Origin of the sequence: Gilliamella sp. App4-10, from assembly GCF_001690495.1 — a bacterium.
GTDB classification, from domain to species: Bacteria; Pseudomonadota; Gammaproteobacteria; order Enterobacterales; family Orbaceae; genus Gilliamella; species Gilliamella apicola_G.
In genome coordinates this window covers 1-14714 of sequence record NZ_LZGS01000035.1, presented here as the reverse complement: position 1 = coordinate 14714, position 14714 = coordinate 1, and the positions used below count along the sequence as shown (strand labels likewise).

The following is a 14714-nucleotide window of genomic DNA, read 5'->3' as shown; positions in this document are numbered from 1 at the left end:
GATGTATACAAAGATATTAGGAACTGGGAGTTATCTTCCAAAACAGATAAGAACTAATGCAGATCTTGAAAAAATGGTCGATACTAGTGATGAATGGATCACAACGCGTACCGGTATTAAAGAAAGGCGCATTGCAGAGCCACATGAAACTGTAACGAGCATGGCTTATGAAGCTGCTATAAATGCAATTGAAATGGCCAATATCGATAAAGAAGAAATTGGTATGATTATTGTTGCAACAGCAACCTCGGTCAATGCATTTCCAAGTTCAGCAACAGAATTGCAAGCCAAACTAGGTATTGGTGATGTTGTTGCGTTTGATGTATCTGCCGCTTGCTCGGGATTTATTTATGCGCTTGATATAGCTGATAAATATATTAAAAGTGGTGCAATTAGTTATGCCTTAGTTGTTGGTTCAGATATGTTAACCCGTGGTGTTGATCCAAATGATAGAGGTACCATTATCATTTTTGGAGATGGTGCAGGAGCAGTTGTTGTTGGTGCATCAAAAGAGCCAGGTATTATTGCTTCACATCTTCATGCTGATGGCCGCTATGGTAATTTATTAAAATATCCATATGTTGATCGTCGTGATATGAAAGATCCTGTTTATATGACCATGCATGGTAATGAAGTATTTAAAGTGGCAGTTAAAGAGTTGTCAAATTTGGTTGATGAGCTTTTGACAGAAAATGCGTTTAACAAAGCAGATTTAGATTGGTTAGTACCACATCAAGCTAATTTGAGGATTATTTCAGCAACCGCAAAACGGCTGGATATGGATATGAATAAAGTCATTGTCACATTAGATAAGCAGGGCAATACTTCTGCTGCTTCTGTTCCTTGTGCTTTAGATGCTGGGGTGAGAGATGGGCGAATTCAACAAGGTCACCTGATTTTATTAGAAGCCTTTGGTGGTGGATTTGTTTGGGGTTCTGCGCTAGTTAGATTTTAGTTTATTATGTGTTTTTAATGATCAAGGATTTAATAATGACCAAATTTGCAATGGTATTTCCAGGACAAGGCTCTCAGGCTGTCGGCATGTTAAAAGATCTTGCTGATGATTTTCCAATTATCAAATCAACATTTGATGAAGCTTATGAGGTACTTGATTATGATTTGTGGGATTTAGTACAAAAAGGTCCAATAGAAGAATTAAATAAAACATGGCAAACACAGCCTGCGCTACTTGCTTCGTCTGTTGCAATATTTAGAGTGTGGCAAAGTGTTAATGGCGCTCAACCCGAATTTATGGCTGGTCATAGTTTAGGCGAATACTCAGCATTAGTTTGTGCAGGAGTAATTAATTTTAAAGATGCGATTAAATTAGTTGAATTACGTGGAAAACTAATGCAAGAGGCAGTCCCAAGCGGTACAGGTGCAATGTATGCCATTATTGGATTAGATAACGAATCTATTAGCAAAGCATGTGAACAAGCCGCTGAAGGTCAAATTGTTGCTCCAGTGAATTTTAATTCACCAGGTCAAGTGGTTATTGCCGGTAATAAAGAAGCTGTTGAACGTGCAGGTGCATTATGTAAAGAAGCTGGTGCTAAGCGTGCATTACCACTTGCTGTCAGTGTGCCATCACATTGTGCGTTAATGAAACCAGCAGCCGATAAGTTAGCTACTACTTTAAACGATATTGAATTTAGTACGCCAAATTTTGCTGTTATTAATAATGTCGATGTTAAAGTTGAAACTTCAGCAGAAAAAATTAAAACTGCATTAATTGCTCAGCTTTATAGCCCTGTACGTTGGACACAGACGGTAGAATATATGGCAAAACAAGATGTAACACTTTTAGTTGAAATGGGACCAGGGAAAGTGTTAACTGGATTAACTAAACGTATTGTTGATACACTTTCAGGTCTTGCGGTTAATGATAAATCATCGTTAGAAACGGCATTAGAAAACACAAAGTAAAGGATAAATAGAGGTGGTTATGAACCTATCAGGAAAAATTGCTTTAGTTACTGGCGCAAGCCGTGGGATCGGTAAAGCAATTGCAGAAAAATTAGTTGCTTGTGGCGCAACGGTTATTGGTACGGCAACAACAGAAAAAGGTGCTGAGTCTATTAGTCATTACTTAGGCTCAAATGGTAAAGGCCTTGCTTTAAATGTGACGGATGAAGCATCCATTGAATCTGTGATTAATACAATAAAAATTGAATTTGGTGATATTGATATTCTTGTTAATAATGCAGGTATTACGCGTGATAATTTGTTAATGAGAATGAAAGATGACGAATGGCAAGATATTTTAGATACCAATCTAACATCTGTTTTTCGTTTATCTAAAGCATTAATGCGTACAATGATGAAAAAACGCTATGGCAGAATTGTTACTATCGGCTCAGTAGTTGGTACAATGGGTAATGCAGGTCAAGCTAACTATGCAGCAACTAAGGCAGGATTAATTGGTTTTAGTAAATCATTAGCGCGCGAAGTTGCATCACGTGGTATTACTGTTAATGTTGTGGCTCCTGGTTTTATCGCAACTGATATGACTGATGCATTAACTGATGAACAAAAAGCGTTAACATTGGCGCAAGTTCCTGCTGGACGATTAGGTGAGCCAACAGAAATTGCTAATGCAGTTGCTTTTTTGGTATCAGATGAAGCGTCTTACATTACTGGTGAAACTTTACATGTCAATGGAGGCATGTATATGGTGTAATTGACTAGAATAGTGTAAAATGAGCCAATAACTTGATGTTTCGAACAAAAATTAAGCAATTGGGTTGAAAAATGATTGGCATTTTTTTCAACATTTTATAAACTTACATTCACCGCCACTTTCGGCGATTTTTATAGGAAAAAAAGAGTATGAGCACTATTGAAGAGCGAGTTAAAAAAATTATTGTTGAGCAACTTGGTGTAAAAGAGGAAGAAGTTAAAAATGAATCTTCTTTCATTGAAGATCTTGGCGCTGACTCTCTTGATACAGTTGAATTAGTTATGGCTTTAGAAGAAGAATTTGATACAGAAATTCCTGATGAAGAAGCTGAAAAAATTACAACTGTTCAATCAGCAATTGATTATATTACTGCAAATCAATAAGGTTAGCAGAGTTTTCATGATAGGCGGTCAAAAGATCGCCTAGTTTGTGTTTTTAATTTTTAAATTAAAAAAGTTTGGTATAAATCTATAGAAAACTCAAAATAAAATTTTCAATGATTCAAATTTCATTACAATCCTTTCCTGGAGGGCAATGTGTCTAAACGCAGAGTTGTTGTTACTGGAATGGGCATGATATCTCCTGTAGGTAATACAGTTGAATCCACTTGGCAAGCTTTATTAGCAGGACAAAGTGGCGTTGAACTCATAGAACACTTTGATACAGCCCCTTTCGCAACGCGTTTCGCTGCTATGGTTAAAAACTTTAACGGCGAAGATTATAATATTTCACGCAAAGATGCTCGTAAAATGGATTATTTTATCCAATACGGTATTGCTGCGGGTATGCAAGCAATGCAAGATGCAGGCATTGAGATCACGGAAGAAAACGCGAAAAGAATTGGTTGTGCTATAGGTTCAGGTATTGGTGGACTTGGGTTGATTGAAGAAAACCACAGTGCATTAATTAGTGGTGGACCACGTAAAATTAGTCCGTTCTTCGTACCATCAACAATTGTTAATATGATTGCAGGTCACTTATCTATTATTTATGGATTAAAAGGACCAAGTATTACTATTGCAACAGCATGTTCTTCAGGCGTACATAATATTGGTCATGCTGCACGTATGATTGCTTATGGTGATGCTGATGCGATGTTAGCAGGAGGAGGCGAAAAAGCAAGTACTCCACTGGGTATTGGTGGCTTTGGTGCTGCTCGTGCCTTATCAACTAATAACGATAATCCTAAAGTTGCAAGTCGGCCTTGGGATAAAGATCGTGATGGTTTTGTATTGGGTGATGGTGCTGGTATCATGTTCTTAGAAGAATATGAACATGCCAAAAAGCGAGGAGCTAAAATCTATGCTGAGCTGGTTGGGTTTGGTATGAGTGGTGATGCTTATCATATGACTTCACCTCCAGCTGATGGCAGTGGAGCTGCATTAGCTATGAAATGCGCTCTTCGTGATGCTGGTATTAATTCTGATCAGGTTGGTTATATCAACGCCCATGGTACATCGACACCTGCTGGCGATAAAGCTGAAACACAAGCGGTAAAAAGTATTTTTAAAGAAAATGCCAACAAAGTTATGGTTAGTTCAACTAAATCAATGATAGGGCATTTATTAGGAGCTGCTGGTGCTGTTGAGTCTATTTTCACTGTACTTGCACTTCGTGATCAAGCAGTTCCACCAACAATTAATCTTGATAATCCTGACGAGGGTTGTGATCTTGATTATGTTCCGCATACAGCGCGTCAAGTTAAGAATTTAGAATATGCACTTTGTAATTCTTTTGGTTTTGGTGGAACCAATGGTTCAGTGTTGTTTAAGAAATTCTAATATCTCTTTATCCGTTAATAATATATTATTGGCGGATATCTTTAATATATGGTTTTTCACTTATAAAATTTATAATGAAAAAAGTCTATATCTTTTCTGTTCAATTAGAATTTGCAATTAAAGAGAATAAGAATATTCCTTTTGCTTGTGTTATAATCTCAAGCTAACTTTATAGCCTCACTTCTGGTAATTATGGTTGAACCTAAATTTATTCATCTTCATTTACATAGTGATTTCTCGATGGTTGATGGGATTGCTAAAGTTGGCGCATTAGTAAATGAAGTGAGCAAGTTACAGATGCCAGCTTTTGCTATCACTGATTTTACTAATCTTTGCGGGCTGGTTAAATTTTACGGTTCAGCAATGTCAAAAGGTATTAAACCGATCATCGGCGCAGATCTTGCTATTAGAAGTTCTCAAATGCCTGATGATATTTATCATTTGACTTTATTGGCAGCTAATCATCAAGGATATCAAAATCTTACTTTATTGATTTCTAAAGCTTATCAGCGAGGATATCTAGGTGATTTGCCAGTTGTTGATAATGACTGGCTAATTGAGCATCGAGCCGGATTAATTGTATTAGCAGGTCGAGAAAGTGATATTGGGATCGGTATTGTTCGTAATAACCAAATAATCGTTGATAATGCTATTAATTTTTATCTTGAAAATTTTAGTGAGCATTTTTATTTTGAATTAGTACGCACTAAACGAACCAATGAAGAACTATTTATTCATCGAGCTGTGAATTTGGCTGAACAATATTCGTTACCCGTTGTTGCAACTAATGATGTTCGATTTTTGAAATCTTCTGATTTTGATGCTCACGAGATTCGTGTCGCTATTCACGATGGTAATACGCTAGAAGATCCTTCCAGACCTAAAAACTACTCGGCAGAGCAATACCTACGTTCAGAACAGGAAATGTGTGAATTATTTTCTGACATTCCTGAAGCACTTGAAAATAGTGTTGAAATAGCAAAACGCTGTAATGTTTCTATTCGATTAGGCGAATATTTTTTACCTAAATTTCCAACTGGCGATATGTCTACTGAAGACTTTTTAGTGCATAAATCACGAGAAGGATTAGAAGAAAGGCTAGCGTTTTTATTTCCTGATCCAGCAATTAGAAAGCAAAGACGACCAGAATATGACGAGCGTTTAGACACCGAATTAACCGTAATTAACCAAATGGGTTTTCCGGGTTACTTTCTGATTGTTATGGAGTTTATACAATGGTCAAAAGATAATGATATTCCAGTAGGACCAGGACGAGGTTCTGGTGCTGGCTCGCTAGTTGCGTATGCTTTGAAAATTACCGATTTGGATCCACTTGAGTTTGATTTACTTTTTGAACGTTTTTTAAATCCAGAACGTGTTTCAATGCCAGACTTTGATGTTGATTTCTGTATGGAAAAACGCGATCTGGTCATTGATCATGTTGCTGATATGTATGGAAGAGATGCGGTTTCCCAAATTATTACTTTTGGTACTATGGCAGCTAAAGCAGTAATACGGGATGTGGGGCGAGTACTTGGACATCCCTATGGGTTTGTCGATCGTATTTCAAAATTAATACCTTTAGATCCAGGTATGACACTAGTCAAAGCTTTTGAAATTGAACCCCAGTTACAAGAATTATATGATAATAATGAAGAAGTCAAATCATTAATTGACATCGCCCGGCAATTGGAAGGTGTAACCCGAAATGCTGGTAAGCATGCCGGTGGAGTGGTGATCTCACCAACTAAAATTACTGATTTCTCGCCAATTTATTGTGATCCAGAGGGCCATCATCCGGTTACTCAATTTGATAAAAATGATGTGGAATATGCTGGTCTTGTGAAATTTGACTTTCTAGGCTTACGAACATTAACCATTATTGATTGGGCAATCAAAATGATTAATGAACGTCAGCTGCGAGAGGGTAAAGAAAAAGTCGATATTGCTCGAATTCCTTTAGATGATGAAAAATCTTTCGAATTATTATTAAAAGCTGAAACTACAGCGGTATTCCAACTTGAATCCCGTGGTATGAAAGATTTAATAAGACGTTTGAAGCCTGACTGTTTTGAGGATATGATCGCTTTAGTCGCATTATTCCGTCCAGGTCCTTTACAATCAGGCATGGTCGACAATTTTATTGACCGAAAACATGGAAGAGAAGAGGTTTCTTACCCTGATATTAAATACCAACACGACTCATTAAAACCTATTTTAGAACCCACTTATGGTATTATTTTATATCAAGAACAAGTTATGCAAATCGCACAGACTCTTTCAGGTTATACATTGGGCGGTGCTGATTTATTGCGCCGAGCTATGGGTAAGAAAAAACCTGAAGAGATGGCGAAGCAACGTTCTGTTTTTAAAGAAGGCGCTGAAAAACAAGGTATTGATGGTGAGCTGTCGATGCGAATATTTGATTTGGTTGAAAAATTTGCTGGATATGGTTTTAATAAATCTCACTCGGCTGCTTATGCGCTTGTTTCTTATCAAACTTTGTGGCTGAAAACGCACTATCCTGCGGAATTTATGTCTGCGGTTATGACTGCCGATATGGATAATACCGATAAAATTGTTGGTTTGGTTGATGAATGTTTGCGGATGGGGTTAAAAGTCAATCCTCCTGATATCAATAGTGGCCTGTATCACTTTCATGTAAATGATAAAGGTGAGATTGTTTATGGTATTGGGGCTATAAAAGGTGTCGGTGAAGGGCCTATTGAGGCAATTGTTGAAGCACGTAACAGTGGGGGATATTTTAAAAATATTTTCGAACTTTGTGCTCGAACAGATATGAAGAAGATCAATCGCCGAGTACTTGAAAAGCTCACTATGGCGGGGGCTTTTGATAAATTAGGACCTCATCGAGCGGCTATATTGCATAGCATCAATGATGCAATGCAAGCGGCAGATCAATATGCTAAAGCGCAAGATATTGGTCAAGCAGATATGTTTGGTGTTTTAGCGGAAGAGCCCGAACAAGTTGAGCATGCTTATGCTGCAGTTCCTGAATTACCTGAGCAAGTTTTGCTTGATGGGGAACGTGAGGCCTTAGGACTTTATTTAACGGGACATCCTGTAACACAATATTTGAAAGAATTAAATCGTTATACAGGTGGACTGCGAATTAGTGAGGCCACTCCAACAGGTTGGGGTAAGATGGCCACTTTTGCAGGTATTGTTGCTGATGCTCGGATTCGAATTACTAAAAAAGGTAAAAAAATAGGTTTGTTTACTTTAGATGATCGTTCTGGTCGCATTGATGGTATGCTTTTTACAGAGTCGTTGGAGAAATTTGGTCATTTACTTGTAAAAGATAAGATTTTAATTGTTACAGGTCAAGTCAGTAATGACGATTTTAATGGTGGCTATAAAATGTCAGTGCGTGATATCGTTGACCTAAAAGATGCTCGAGCTAAATATGTAAAAGGATTGTCCATTACTTTGACTGAAAGCGAAGTAAATCAAGCAATATTACAACGGTTACAACAATTGTTTGAACCTTATCGGCATGGCAGTGTACCTGTTAATTTATATTATCATCGAGATGATTCTGTTGTTAGGATACAATTTGGCACGATATGGAGAATTATTCCAGAGGATGCTTTGATTGTTGAGTTAAAGACACTACTTGGTCTTGATCGTATCGAATTTGAGTTTGAATAAATCGATAAACTTATTAATAGTAGATTGGTTGATTAATTTAATTTTTTGAATAAATAAAAGCTACTTTCAGTAAATGCGAGTGGCACGAGATTTAAAATAGTTGAAGTCTAATAATATAAATGTAGGTGACTTCAATGAGTGTTACATAGTAGAATTGGTTTAATTTTATCTTAAGAATTAGTCAGTATACTGTATTAAATAGTATATTTTTTAGAATATCAAATAAATTAAGAGGCAATTACAAGCGTTATGAACAATTTTTTGGAATTTGAAAAGCCGATAGCGGAATTAGAAGCAAAAATTAATTCCTTAAAGAATATTGATTCGCAACAAGTTGAATTAGATATTAATTTAGATAAAGAGATTAAGCAATTACATAAAAAAAGCCGTGAATTAACAAAAAAAATATTTGCTAATTTAACTCCTTGGGAAATTGCGCAATTAGCTAGACATCCAAATCGTCCCTATACGTTGGATTATATAAAAGAAATTTTTACTGACTTTGATGAATTAGCTGGTGATAGAGCTTATGCCGATGATAAAGCAATTGTTGGTGGAATAGCACGTATTGATGGACGAACTGTGGTGGTTATTGGACATCAAAAAGGTCGTGAAACAAAACAGAAGATTTACAGAAACTTTGGTATGCCAGCTCCCGAAGGTTATCGTAAAGCTTTACGATTAATGCAATTAGCCGAACGTTTTAAATTGCCCATTATTACTTTTATTGATACTCCAGGAGCCTATCCGGGTATTGGTGCCGAAGAGCGAGGCCAAGCGGAAGCAATTGCTCGTAATTTAAGAGAAATGTCACGTCTTAAAGTACCAACTATTTGTACAGTAATTGGTGAAGGTGGATCTGGGGGGGCTCTTGCTATTGGGGTAGCAGATAAAGTTAATATGCTTCAATATAGTACTTATTCTGTCATTTCACCAGAAGGCTGTGCTTCTATTTTATGGAAAAGTGCTGATAAAGCACCAGTTGCAGCTGAAGCCATGAATATGACAGCAGATAATTTATTAAAATTAAATTTGATTGATTCAATTGTGCCCGAGCCACTTGGTGGTGCTCACCGAGATTATGCTACCGTATCTGTTTCACTCAAAACACAACTACTTAGTGATCTTGATGAACTTGAAAGTATGGATTTATCTACATTACTAGAAAGAAGATTTCAACGTTTGATGAACTATGGTTATGTAAGGTAATTTTAACTTTGGAATACTATAATGAAAAAATCGACAGGATTACTACGTATTTTTAATGCGACAAAATATTCTTTAAAAGGCTTAAAAGCGGCAATCAAATTTGAAGCTGCATTTCGCCAAGAGTTAATTTTATTGGTTGTGGCTTATATCATTGTAATGCTAGTCGATTTTTCTATTTATGAACGTATTTTGTTACTTGGATCAATTGGTTTTGTGATGATTACAGAGTTAATCAATAGTGCGATTGAATGTGTTGTTGATCGTATTGGTAGTGAAAGACATGAGTTATCTGGCCGAGCAAAAGATTATGGTTCAGCTGCTGTATTTTTGTCATTATTATTGACAGTTATTTTGTGGATTTATCTATTTTCTTGTCACTTTTTCTCATAATTTTTACCTAAACGTAGACTTTTCTGAAAATTATTGGCAATAGATAATTAGCAAAACACTATTCGGAAACGAGTTCTTTAATGAGAAAATTTCCAGTTTTTTCTGTATCTAACGTGGATTTTAGCCATGGCATAACTGTACGCATTTGTTCATGTAACTTCCATGGTGGATTAATTACTATCATTCCTGATGCAGTCATTCCTTTTTGATTATTATCAGGTTTTATTGCTAACTCAAATTGTGAAATTCGCTTGATACCTAAGTTAACAATACCATCAATCATTTTTTGAGTTTGTGTACGGGATACCACAGGATACCAAATTAAGTAGATGCCTGTAGCAAATCGTTTGTATGCTTCAAATAACGCTGCAGGAATCTTTTGATAATCATCCTTAATTTCATAAGAGGGATCAATTAATATAATTCCACGACGTGATTGCGGGGGTAACTTTGATTTTAGTTGGGCAAAACCATCTTCACGTAGCACTGTTGTTCGTTTATCTTTGCTAAATTCTTGCCTTAATAAAGGATAATCAGATGGATGTAATTCAGTAAGATTGAGCTTGTCTTGCTCACGTAATAATTGCTTGGCAATTAATGGTGAGCCAGGATAATATTTTAATTCATCAAAAGGATTATAACGTCTTAGTATTGATATATAGGTCTTGAGCAATTCTGGAATATTAGATTGTTGCCATAGTAAATTAATTCCTGATAAATATTCACCGGTTTTTTCAGCATGTTCACTCTTTAGTAGGTATCGCCCCGCCCCAGAGTGTGTATCTAAATATAAAAAAGGTTTTTCTTTTTCTTTTAATGATTCAATACATAACGTTAAAACAATATGTTTTAATACATCTGCATGATTACCAGCATGATAACTATGGCGATAACTTAACATTAGGAATTTACTCTCTCTTGTTCATTTTTTTGCATATAAAAGGTTGTTAAAGCTAAACAAAGAAGGCAGGGAATCTCCATTAATTCTTCTATTAAATCTTTTCGATCCCTTGTTATAACTAATAATTCATGGCCAATACGGCGGTGTTCTGCAATATCAGCTATACCCAAGAATAAAAAAGCTAAAAATATATGCCAAACTGGAATTTTTTCAAATTTGTAGCGACGAACAATTTCTCGGCGGATTGTGGGTAAAAATATACTGAATATTGGAAGTGCCATTATAATACCAGCAATAATTTTATAATAAAAACGGGGTACTTCAGGAAAAAAGTCCCGCCCCCAACTAATTCCCCGACCAAAAAGCATAAACCACCAAAATATTGTCCAAATCCAAAATTTGTATAATTCCGAATGTTTAGCCACACGTTTCGCATAATAGTAGGTATAACAACACATAAATAATAAAAAAAGTGATTGAACATGTTCAATAAGAGTAACGGTAAGTCCATTGTATAAAGGTATAAAAAAATTACCTATAATGTAAAGAATAATACCAAGAATAATAATCGATAAGGAACTTTTGTAAAAATGAAAATCTAATTTACACATACAATGTCTTAATATTTATTAGCGTTTTTAAGTTTGAGTATAGTACCGCATTTACGACATAAATAACTAGTTTTATCGTTTTTAATTTTATTGTGTCTTATTGAAGTTAAATGATGTTGTTGACAACTACAGTAGTATAAATAAGTATTGCGTTGTACCGTAAAATGGTGAGTTGTAGTTGGGATTTTGCCTAATATTTCTGACATAATATATTGCCATTGTTTACCGTGTGGCTTTACTTTTCCAAATTCCTTAAAAACAATGAGATGTGCCAATTCATGAGGTACAACTTCCTCAATAAAATGTGTACCATTTTCTAACAACATTATTGAATTAAGTTGAATTTCCCAACGTATTAAAAAGGCACTACCTGCAATGCTACCTTTGGGCTTATAGACAATTTTAGGTTCTTTATATTGAGTATGTAGAAGTTGATTGGCTTGTATTAAGTGAGTTCTTAAACAAGCCATTACCTGATTATGTAAATAAATTGGGATGCGTTTATAATCCTGCTGCATCGCGAAGTAGTGCTGCTTTATCTGTTTTTTCCCAAGGGAAGATATCTCGTCCAAAATGACCATAACTTGCAGTTTGTTGGTAAATTGGCTGAATGAGGTCAAGCATCTGAATCAATCCATAAGGTCTTAAGTCAAAAAATTCTTTGATAAGTGAAACAATTTTATGGTGATCGATTTTTTCAGTGCCAAAAGTATTAATATAAATTGATGTAGGATTGGCAATACCAATTGCGTAAGATATCTGTAATTCACATCTGTCAGCAAGTCCAGCCGCAACAATATTTTTGGCAACATAGCGTGCAGCATAAGCTGCTGAACGGTCAACTTTTGACGGATCTTTTCCTGAAAAAGCACCACCGCCATGACGTGCGGCTCCGCCATAAGTATCTACAATAATTTTGCGGCCAGTTAACCCACAATCTCCCATTGGACCACCAATAACGAAGCGTCCAGTTGGATTAATAAAGTATTTTGTCCTTGAAGTTAACCATTCAGTTGGTAATGTAGGTTTAATGATTTCTTCCATAACAGCTTCATGTAATGCTTTTTGTTCAATGGCTTCTGAATGCTGTGTAGATAAAACGATAGTATCAACCCCTTTTATTTGACCGTCTTGGTAAATTAATGTGACTTGGCTTTTTGCATCAGGCCTTAACCAAGAAAGTGTGCCATTTTTTCTGACTTCTGCTTGGCGACGCATCAAATCATGAGCATAACTTATGGCTGCAGGCATAAAGTTTGGCATTTCATTGGTCGCATAACCAAACATAATACCTTGATCGCCCGCACCTTGTTCTAGTGGATCTTTTCGATCGACCCCTTGATTGATGTCAGGAGATTGCTTGCCAATAGCATTAAGCACCGCACATGAATTTGCATCAAATCCCATTTCAGAACTGGTATAACCAATATCATTAATGGTTTTTCGAGTTAATTCCTCAATATCTACCCAAGCTGAAGTCGTGATTTCACCACCAACTAAAGCCATACCCGTTTTTACATATGTTTCACAAGCAACACGTGCTTTTGGGTCTTGCTTTAATATTGCATCAAGTACTGCATCAGATATTTGATCGGCAATTTTATCTGGATGACCTTCTGAAACAGATTCTGAAGTAAATAGAAATTCTGACATAGAATACCTTCTTAAATTAATTCTTGCATAACGCCTGATATATAATATTCAGCTTTAATATATGAATCTATTTTAGCAGTTTTACCATCTAGACGTCTAGTCTATAATTTATCGAACAAAATACAATATTGGCTTGGGTAAAATTACTTGCATTAATTTTTAATCAATTTACGATATTGGCGTTTCTAATTTATTATCTAGTGACCTATAGCTAAAATGAATATCGTAAAACAATCACCTTCTATATTAGTGTTTGATTCAGGTATTGGTGGATTATCTGTTTATAATGAAATTTACAATAAAGTACCCAATGTACACTATATATATGTATTTGATAATGAAATGTTTCCTTATGGAGATAAATCTTCAGGATTTTTAATTAATAGAGTCAATTCGGTCATTGAAGCTATTACTAAATTTTACTCAATAGATTTAGCGGTTATTGCCTGTAATACAGCTAGTACTATTTGTTTACCTAGTTTACGCTCCAAATTTTCTTTTCCTATTATTGGCGTTGTACCAGCGATTAAACCAGCTAGCTTAATTACTAAAAATAAATGTATAGGGTTATTAGCGACAAAAGCAACAATTGAAAGAACTTATACAACTGATTTAATACAGCAATTTGCGGCACATTGCACTGTTAAATTGTTAGGCCTGTCGGAATTAGCACTCATAGCCGAAAATAAATTGCAAGGTGTTACTGTAGATATGAAACAGCTAAAAGAAATAATGCAACCTTGGCTTGAATTACAAACAATCCCCGATACAATAGTGCTTGGCTGTACGCATTACCCTTTTATTAAAACAGAGTTACAGATGATTTTTCCTCAAGCTACCTTCATAGATTCAGGTTATGCAATTGCAGCAAGGGTTTGTAATTTACTAAATGATAAATATAACATAGACCAAATACCTTCATCTACATCTGAAAATATTGTATTGAGTACAAGCTATACTCTGTCTGTGGAAAAGTTGATTAAAAAATTATCCGGTTATAATCTTAATAAATATCAAACTATTAAAATTTAATGTGTCTAAATATCACTCGAATGAATGAGTGTTTGAACTTTTTTGCTTGCTAAAAAAAAAGAAGTCCTTATAATGCGCATCCACTGACACGCAGTCAGCGACAAGCAGACGGTGAGTGAGTTGAAAAATAAGATCGAAAAATTGAAAAAAAGATCTTGACGAATTAAAAGGTGTAGCGTAGTATACGCAGCCCTTGAGACAGCAAACTAAATTGACAAAAAGTTGATTAGATATTGAAGCTGTCAGCTCTTTAAAAAGAAGAAACAGACAATCTGTGTGGGCACTTGCGAGACGAAGAATGAAAAGTCTACGGACTTAAAAGAATCAAGTCTTGATAAGTGACACTGAAGATTCATTTGAATATGTCAGAGACAGTTATTGAGCATCAAACTTTAAATTGAAGAGTTTGATCATGGCTCAGATTGAACGCTGGCGGCAGGCTTAACACATGCAAGTCGAACGGTAACATGAGTGCTTGCACTTGATGACGAGTGGCGGACGGGTGAGTAATGTATGGGGATCTGCCGAATGGAAGGGGACAACAGTTGGAAACGACTGCTAATACCGTATAAAGTTGAGAGACCAAAGCATGGGACCTACGGGCCATGCGCCATTTGATGAACCCATATGGGATTAGCTAGTAGGTGAGGTAAAGGCTTACCTAGGCGACGATCTCTAGCTGGTCTGAGAGGATGACCAGCCACACTGGAACTGAGACACGGTCCAGACTCCTACGGGAGGCAGCAGTGGGGAATATTGCACAATGGGGGGAACCCTGATGCAGC

Annotated in this window: 13 protein-coding genes and 1 rRNA gene; 10 read left to right on the top strand and 4 right to left on the bottom strand. The window is 36.0% G+C overall.

The genetic code is table 11. From position 1 onward, the window contains the following. Position 1: 1 nt before the first annotated feature. From A9G23_RS05045 to A9G23_RS05010, 8 genes are all read left to right on the top strand, one after another. Positions 2 to 955 (top strand): beta-ketoacyl-ACP synthase III, encoded by a 954-nt coding sequence (locus A9G23_RS05045; RefSeq protein WP_065586581.1) that lies wholly within the window; start codon positions 2 to 4, stop codon positions 953 to 955. A 35-nt stretch (positions 956 to 990) separates the two neighbouring features. After that, positions 991 to 1926: an ACP S-malonyltransferase gene (fabD, locus tag A9G23_RS05040; protein ID WP_065586580.1), complete on the top strand. Its 936-nt coding sequence runs from the start codon at positions 991 to 993 to the stop codon at positions 1924 to 1926. Positions 1927 to 1945: 19 nt separating this feature from the next. Beyond that, positions 1946 to 2680 carry a 3-oxoacyl-ACP reductase FabG gene (gene fabG, locus A9G23_RS05035; RefSeq protein WP_065586579.1) on the top strand — a complete coding sequence of 245 codons (735 nt, stop codon included), beginning with the start codon at positions 1946 to 1948 and terminating at the stop codon, positions 2678 to 2680. 149 nt (positions 2681 to 2829) lie between these two features. Then, positions 2830 to 3063 (top strand): acyl carrier protein, encoded by a 234-nt coding sequence (gene acpP / locus A9G23_RS05030; protein WP_034910452.1) that lies wholly within the window; start codon positions 2830 to 2832, stop codon positions 3061 to 3063. A gap of 153 nt (positions 3064 to 3216) precedes the next feature. Beyond that, positions 3217 to 4461: a beta-ketoacyl-ACP synthase II gene (gene fabF, locus A9G23_RS05025; protein ID WP_065586578.1), complete on the top strand. Its 1245-nt coding sequence runs from the start codon at positions 3217 to 3219 to the stop codon at positions 4459 to 4461. 192 nt (positions 4462 to 4653) lie between these two features. Next, the gene (dnaE, locus tag A9G23_RS05020; protein WP_065586577.1) at positions 4654 to 8133 is read left to right on the top strand and encodes a DNA polymerase III subunit alpha; all 3480 of its coding nucleotides are present in this window, start codon (positions 4654 to 4656) and stop codon (positions 8131 to 8133) included. Positions 8134 to 8382: 249 nt separating this feature from the next. Then, on the top strand, positions 8383 to 9342 hold the full coding sequence (gene accA / locus A9G23_RS05015) for an acetyl-CoA carboxylase carboxyl transferase subunit alpha (RefSeq protein ID WP_065586576.1): 960 nt from the start codon (positions 8383 to 8385) through the stop codon (positions 9340 to 9342). A gap of 21 nt (positions 9343 to 9363) precedes the next feature. Beyond that, positions 9364 to 9732, top strand: a complete 369-nt coding sequence (locus tag A9G23_RS05010) for a diacylglycerol kinase (protein ID WP_065586575.1) — start codon at positions 9364 to 9366, stop codon at positions 9730 to 9732. A 58-nt stretch (positions 9733 to 9790) separates the two neighbouring features. Here the strand turns inward: A9G23_RS05010 and A9G23_RS05005 are convergent, their stop codons facing one another. Genes A9G23_RS05005 through metK form a run of 4 tightly spaced genes read right to left on the bottom strand, consistent with a single transcriptional unit; the run spans position 9791 to position 12897 of the window. Beyond that, positions 9791 to 10633 carry a 23S rRNA (adenine(2030)-N(6))-methyltransferase RlmJ gene (locus A9G23_RS05005; RefSeq protein ID WP_065586574.1) on the bottom strand — a complete coding sequence of 281 codons (843 nt, stop codon included), beginning with the start codon at positions 10631 to 10633 and terminating at the stop codon, positions 9791 to 9793. Continuing rightward, on the bottom strand, positions 10633 to 11244 hold the full coding sequence (locus tag A9G23_RS05000) for a hypothetical protein (protein WP_065586573.1): 612 nt from the start codon (positions 11242 to 11244) through the stop codon (positions 10633 to 10635). Before A9G23_RS05000 ends, A9G23_RS05005 begins: the two co-directional genes overlap by 1 nt. 8 nt (positions 11245 to 11252) lie before the next feature. Continuing rightward, positions 11253 to 11762, bottom strand: a complete 510-nt coding sequence (locus A9G23_RS04995; RefSeq protein WP_065586572.1) for a SprT family zinc-dependent metalloprotease — start codon at positions 11760 to 11762, stop codon at positions 11253 to 11255. Continuing rightward, on the bottom strand, positions 11746 to 12897 hold the full coding sequence (gene metK / locus A9G23_RS04990; protein ID WP_065586571.1) for a methionine adenosyltransferase: 1152 nt from the start codon (positions 12895 to 12897) through the stop codon (positions 11746 to 11748). Before metK ends, A9G23_RS04995 begins: the two co-directional genes overlap by 17 nt. A 216-nt stretch (positions 12898 to 13113) precedes the next feature. Between metK and murI the strand changes: the two genes are divergently transcribed. Then, on the top strand, positions 13114 to 13929 hold the full coding sequence (murI, locus tag A9G23_RS04985) for a glutamate racemase (protein WP_065586570.1): 816 nt from the start codon (positions 13114 to 13116) through the stop codon (positions 13927 to 13929). A 394-nt stretch (positions 13930 to 14323) separates the two neighbouring features. After that, positions 14324 to 14714, top strand: a 16S ribosomal RNA gene (locus tag A9G23_RS04980); the annotation flags it as partial.

Coding starts and splice junctions, on each gene's coding strand:
- A9G23_RS05010 (WP_065586575.1), top strand. CDS start 9,364: ATGAAAAAATCGACAGGATTACTACGTATTTTTAATGCGACAAAATAT.
- acpP (WP_034910452.1), top strand. CDS start 2,830: ATGAGCACTATTGAAGAGCGAGTTAAAAAAATTATTGTTGAGCAACTT.
- murI (WP_065586570.1), top strand. CDS start 13,114: ATGAATATCGTAAAACAATCACCTTCTATATTAGTGTTTGATTCAGGT.
- fabG (WP_065586579.1), top strand. CDS start 1,946: ATGAACCTATCAGGAAAAATTGCTTTAGTTACTGGCGCAAGCCGTGGG.
- A9G23_RS04995 (WP_065586572.1), bottom strand. CDS start 11,762: ATGCAGCAGGATTATAAACGCATCCCAATTTATTTACATAATCAGGTA.
- metK (WP_065586571.1), bottom strand. CDS start 12,897: ATGTCAGAATTTCTATTTACTTCAGAATCTGTTTCAGAAGGTCATCCA.
- fabD (WP_065586580.1), top strand. CDS start 991: ATGACCAAATTTGCAATGGTATTTCCAGGACAAGGCTCTCAGGCTGTC.
- A9G23_RS05000 (WP_065586573.1), bottom strand. CDS start 11,244: ATGTGTAAATTAGATTTTCATTTTTACAAAAGTTCCTTATCGATTATT.
- A9G23_RS05005 (WP_065586574.1), bottom strand. CDS start 10,633: ATGTTAAGTTATCGCCATAGTTATCATGCTGGTAATCATGCAGATGTA.
- A9G23_RS05045 (WP_065586581.1), top strand. CDS start 2: ATGTATACAAAGATATTAGGAACTGGGAGTTATCTTCCAAAACAGATA.
- dnaE (WP_065586577.1), top strand. CDS start 4,654: ATGGTTGAACCTAAATTTATTCATCTTCATTTACATAGTGATTTCTCG.
- accA (WP_065586576.1), top strand. CDS start 8,383: ATGAACAATTTTTTGGAATTTGAAAAGCCGATAGCGGAATTAGAAGCA.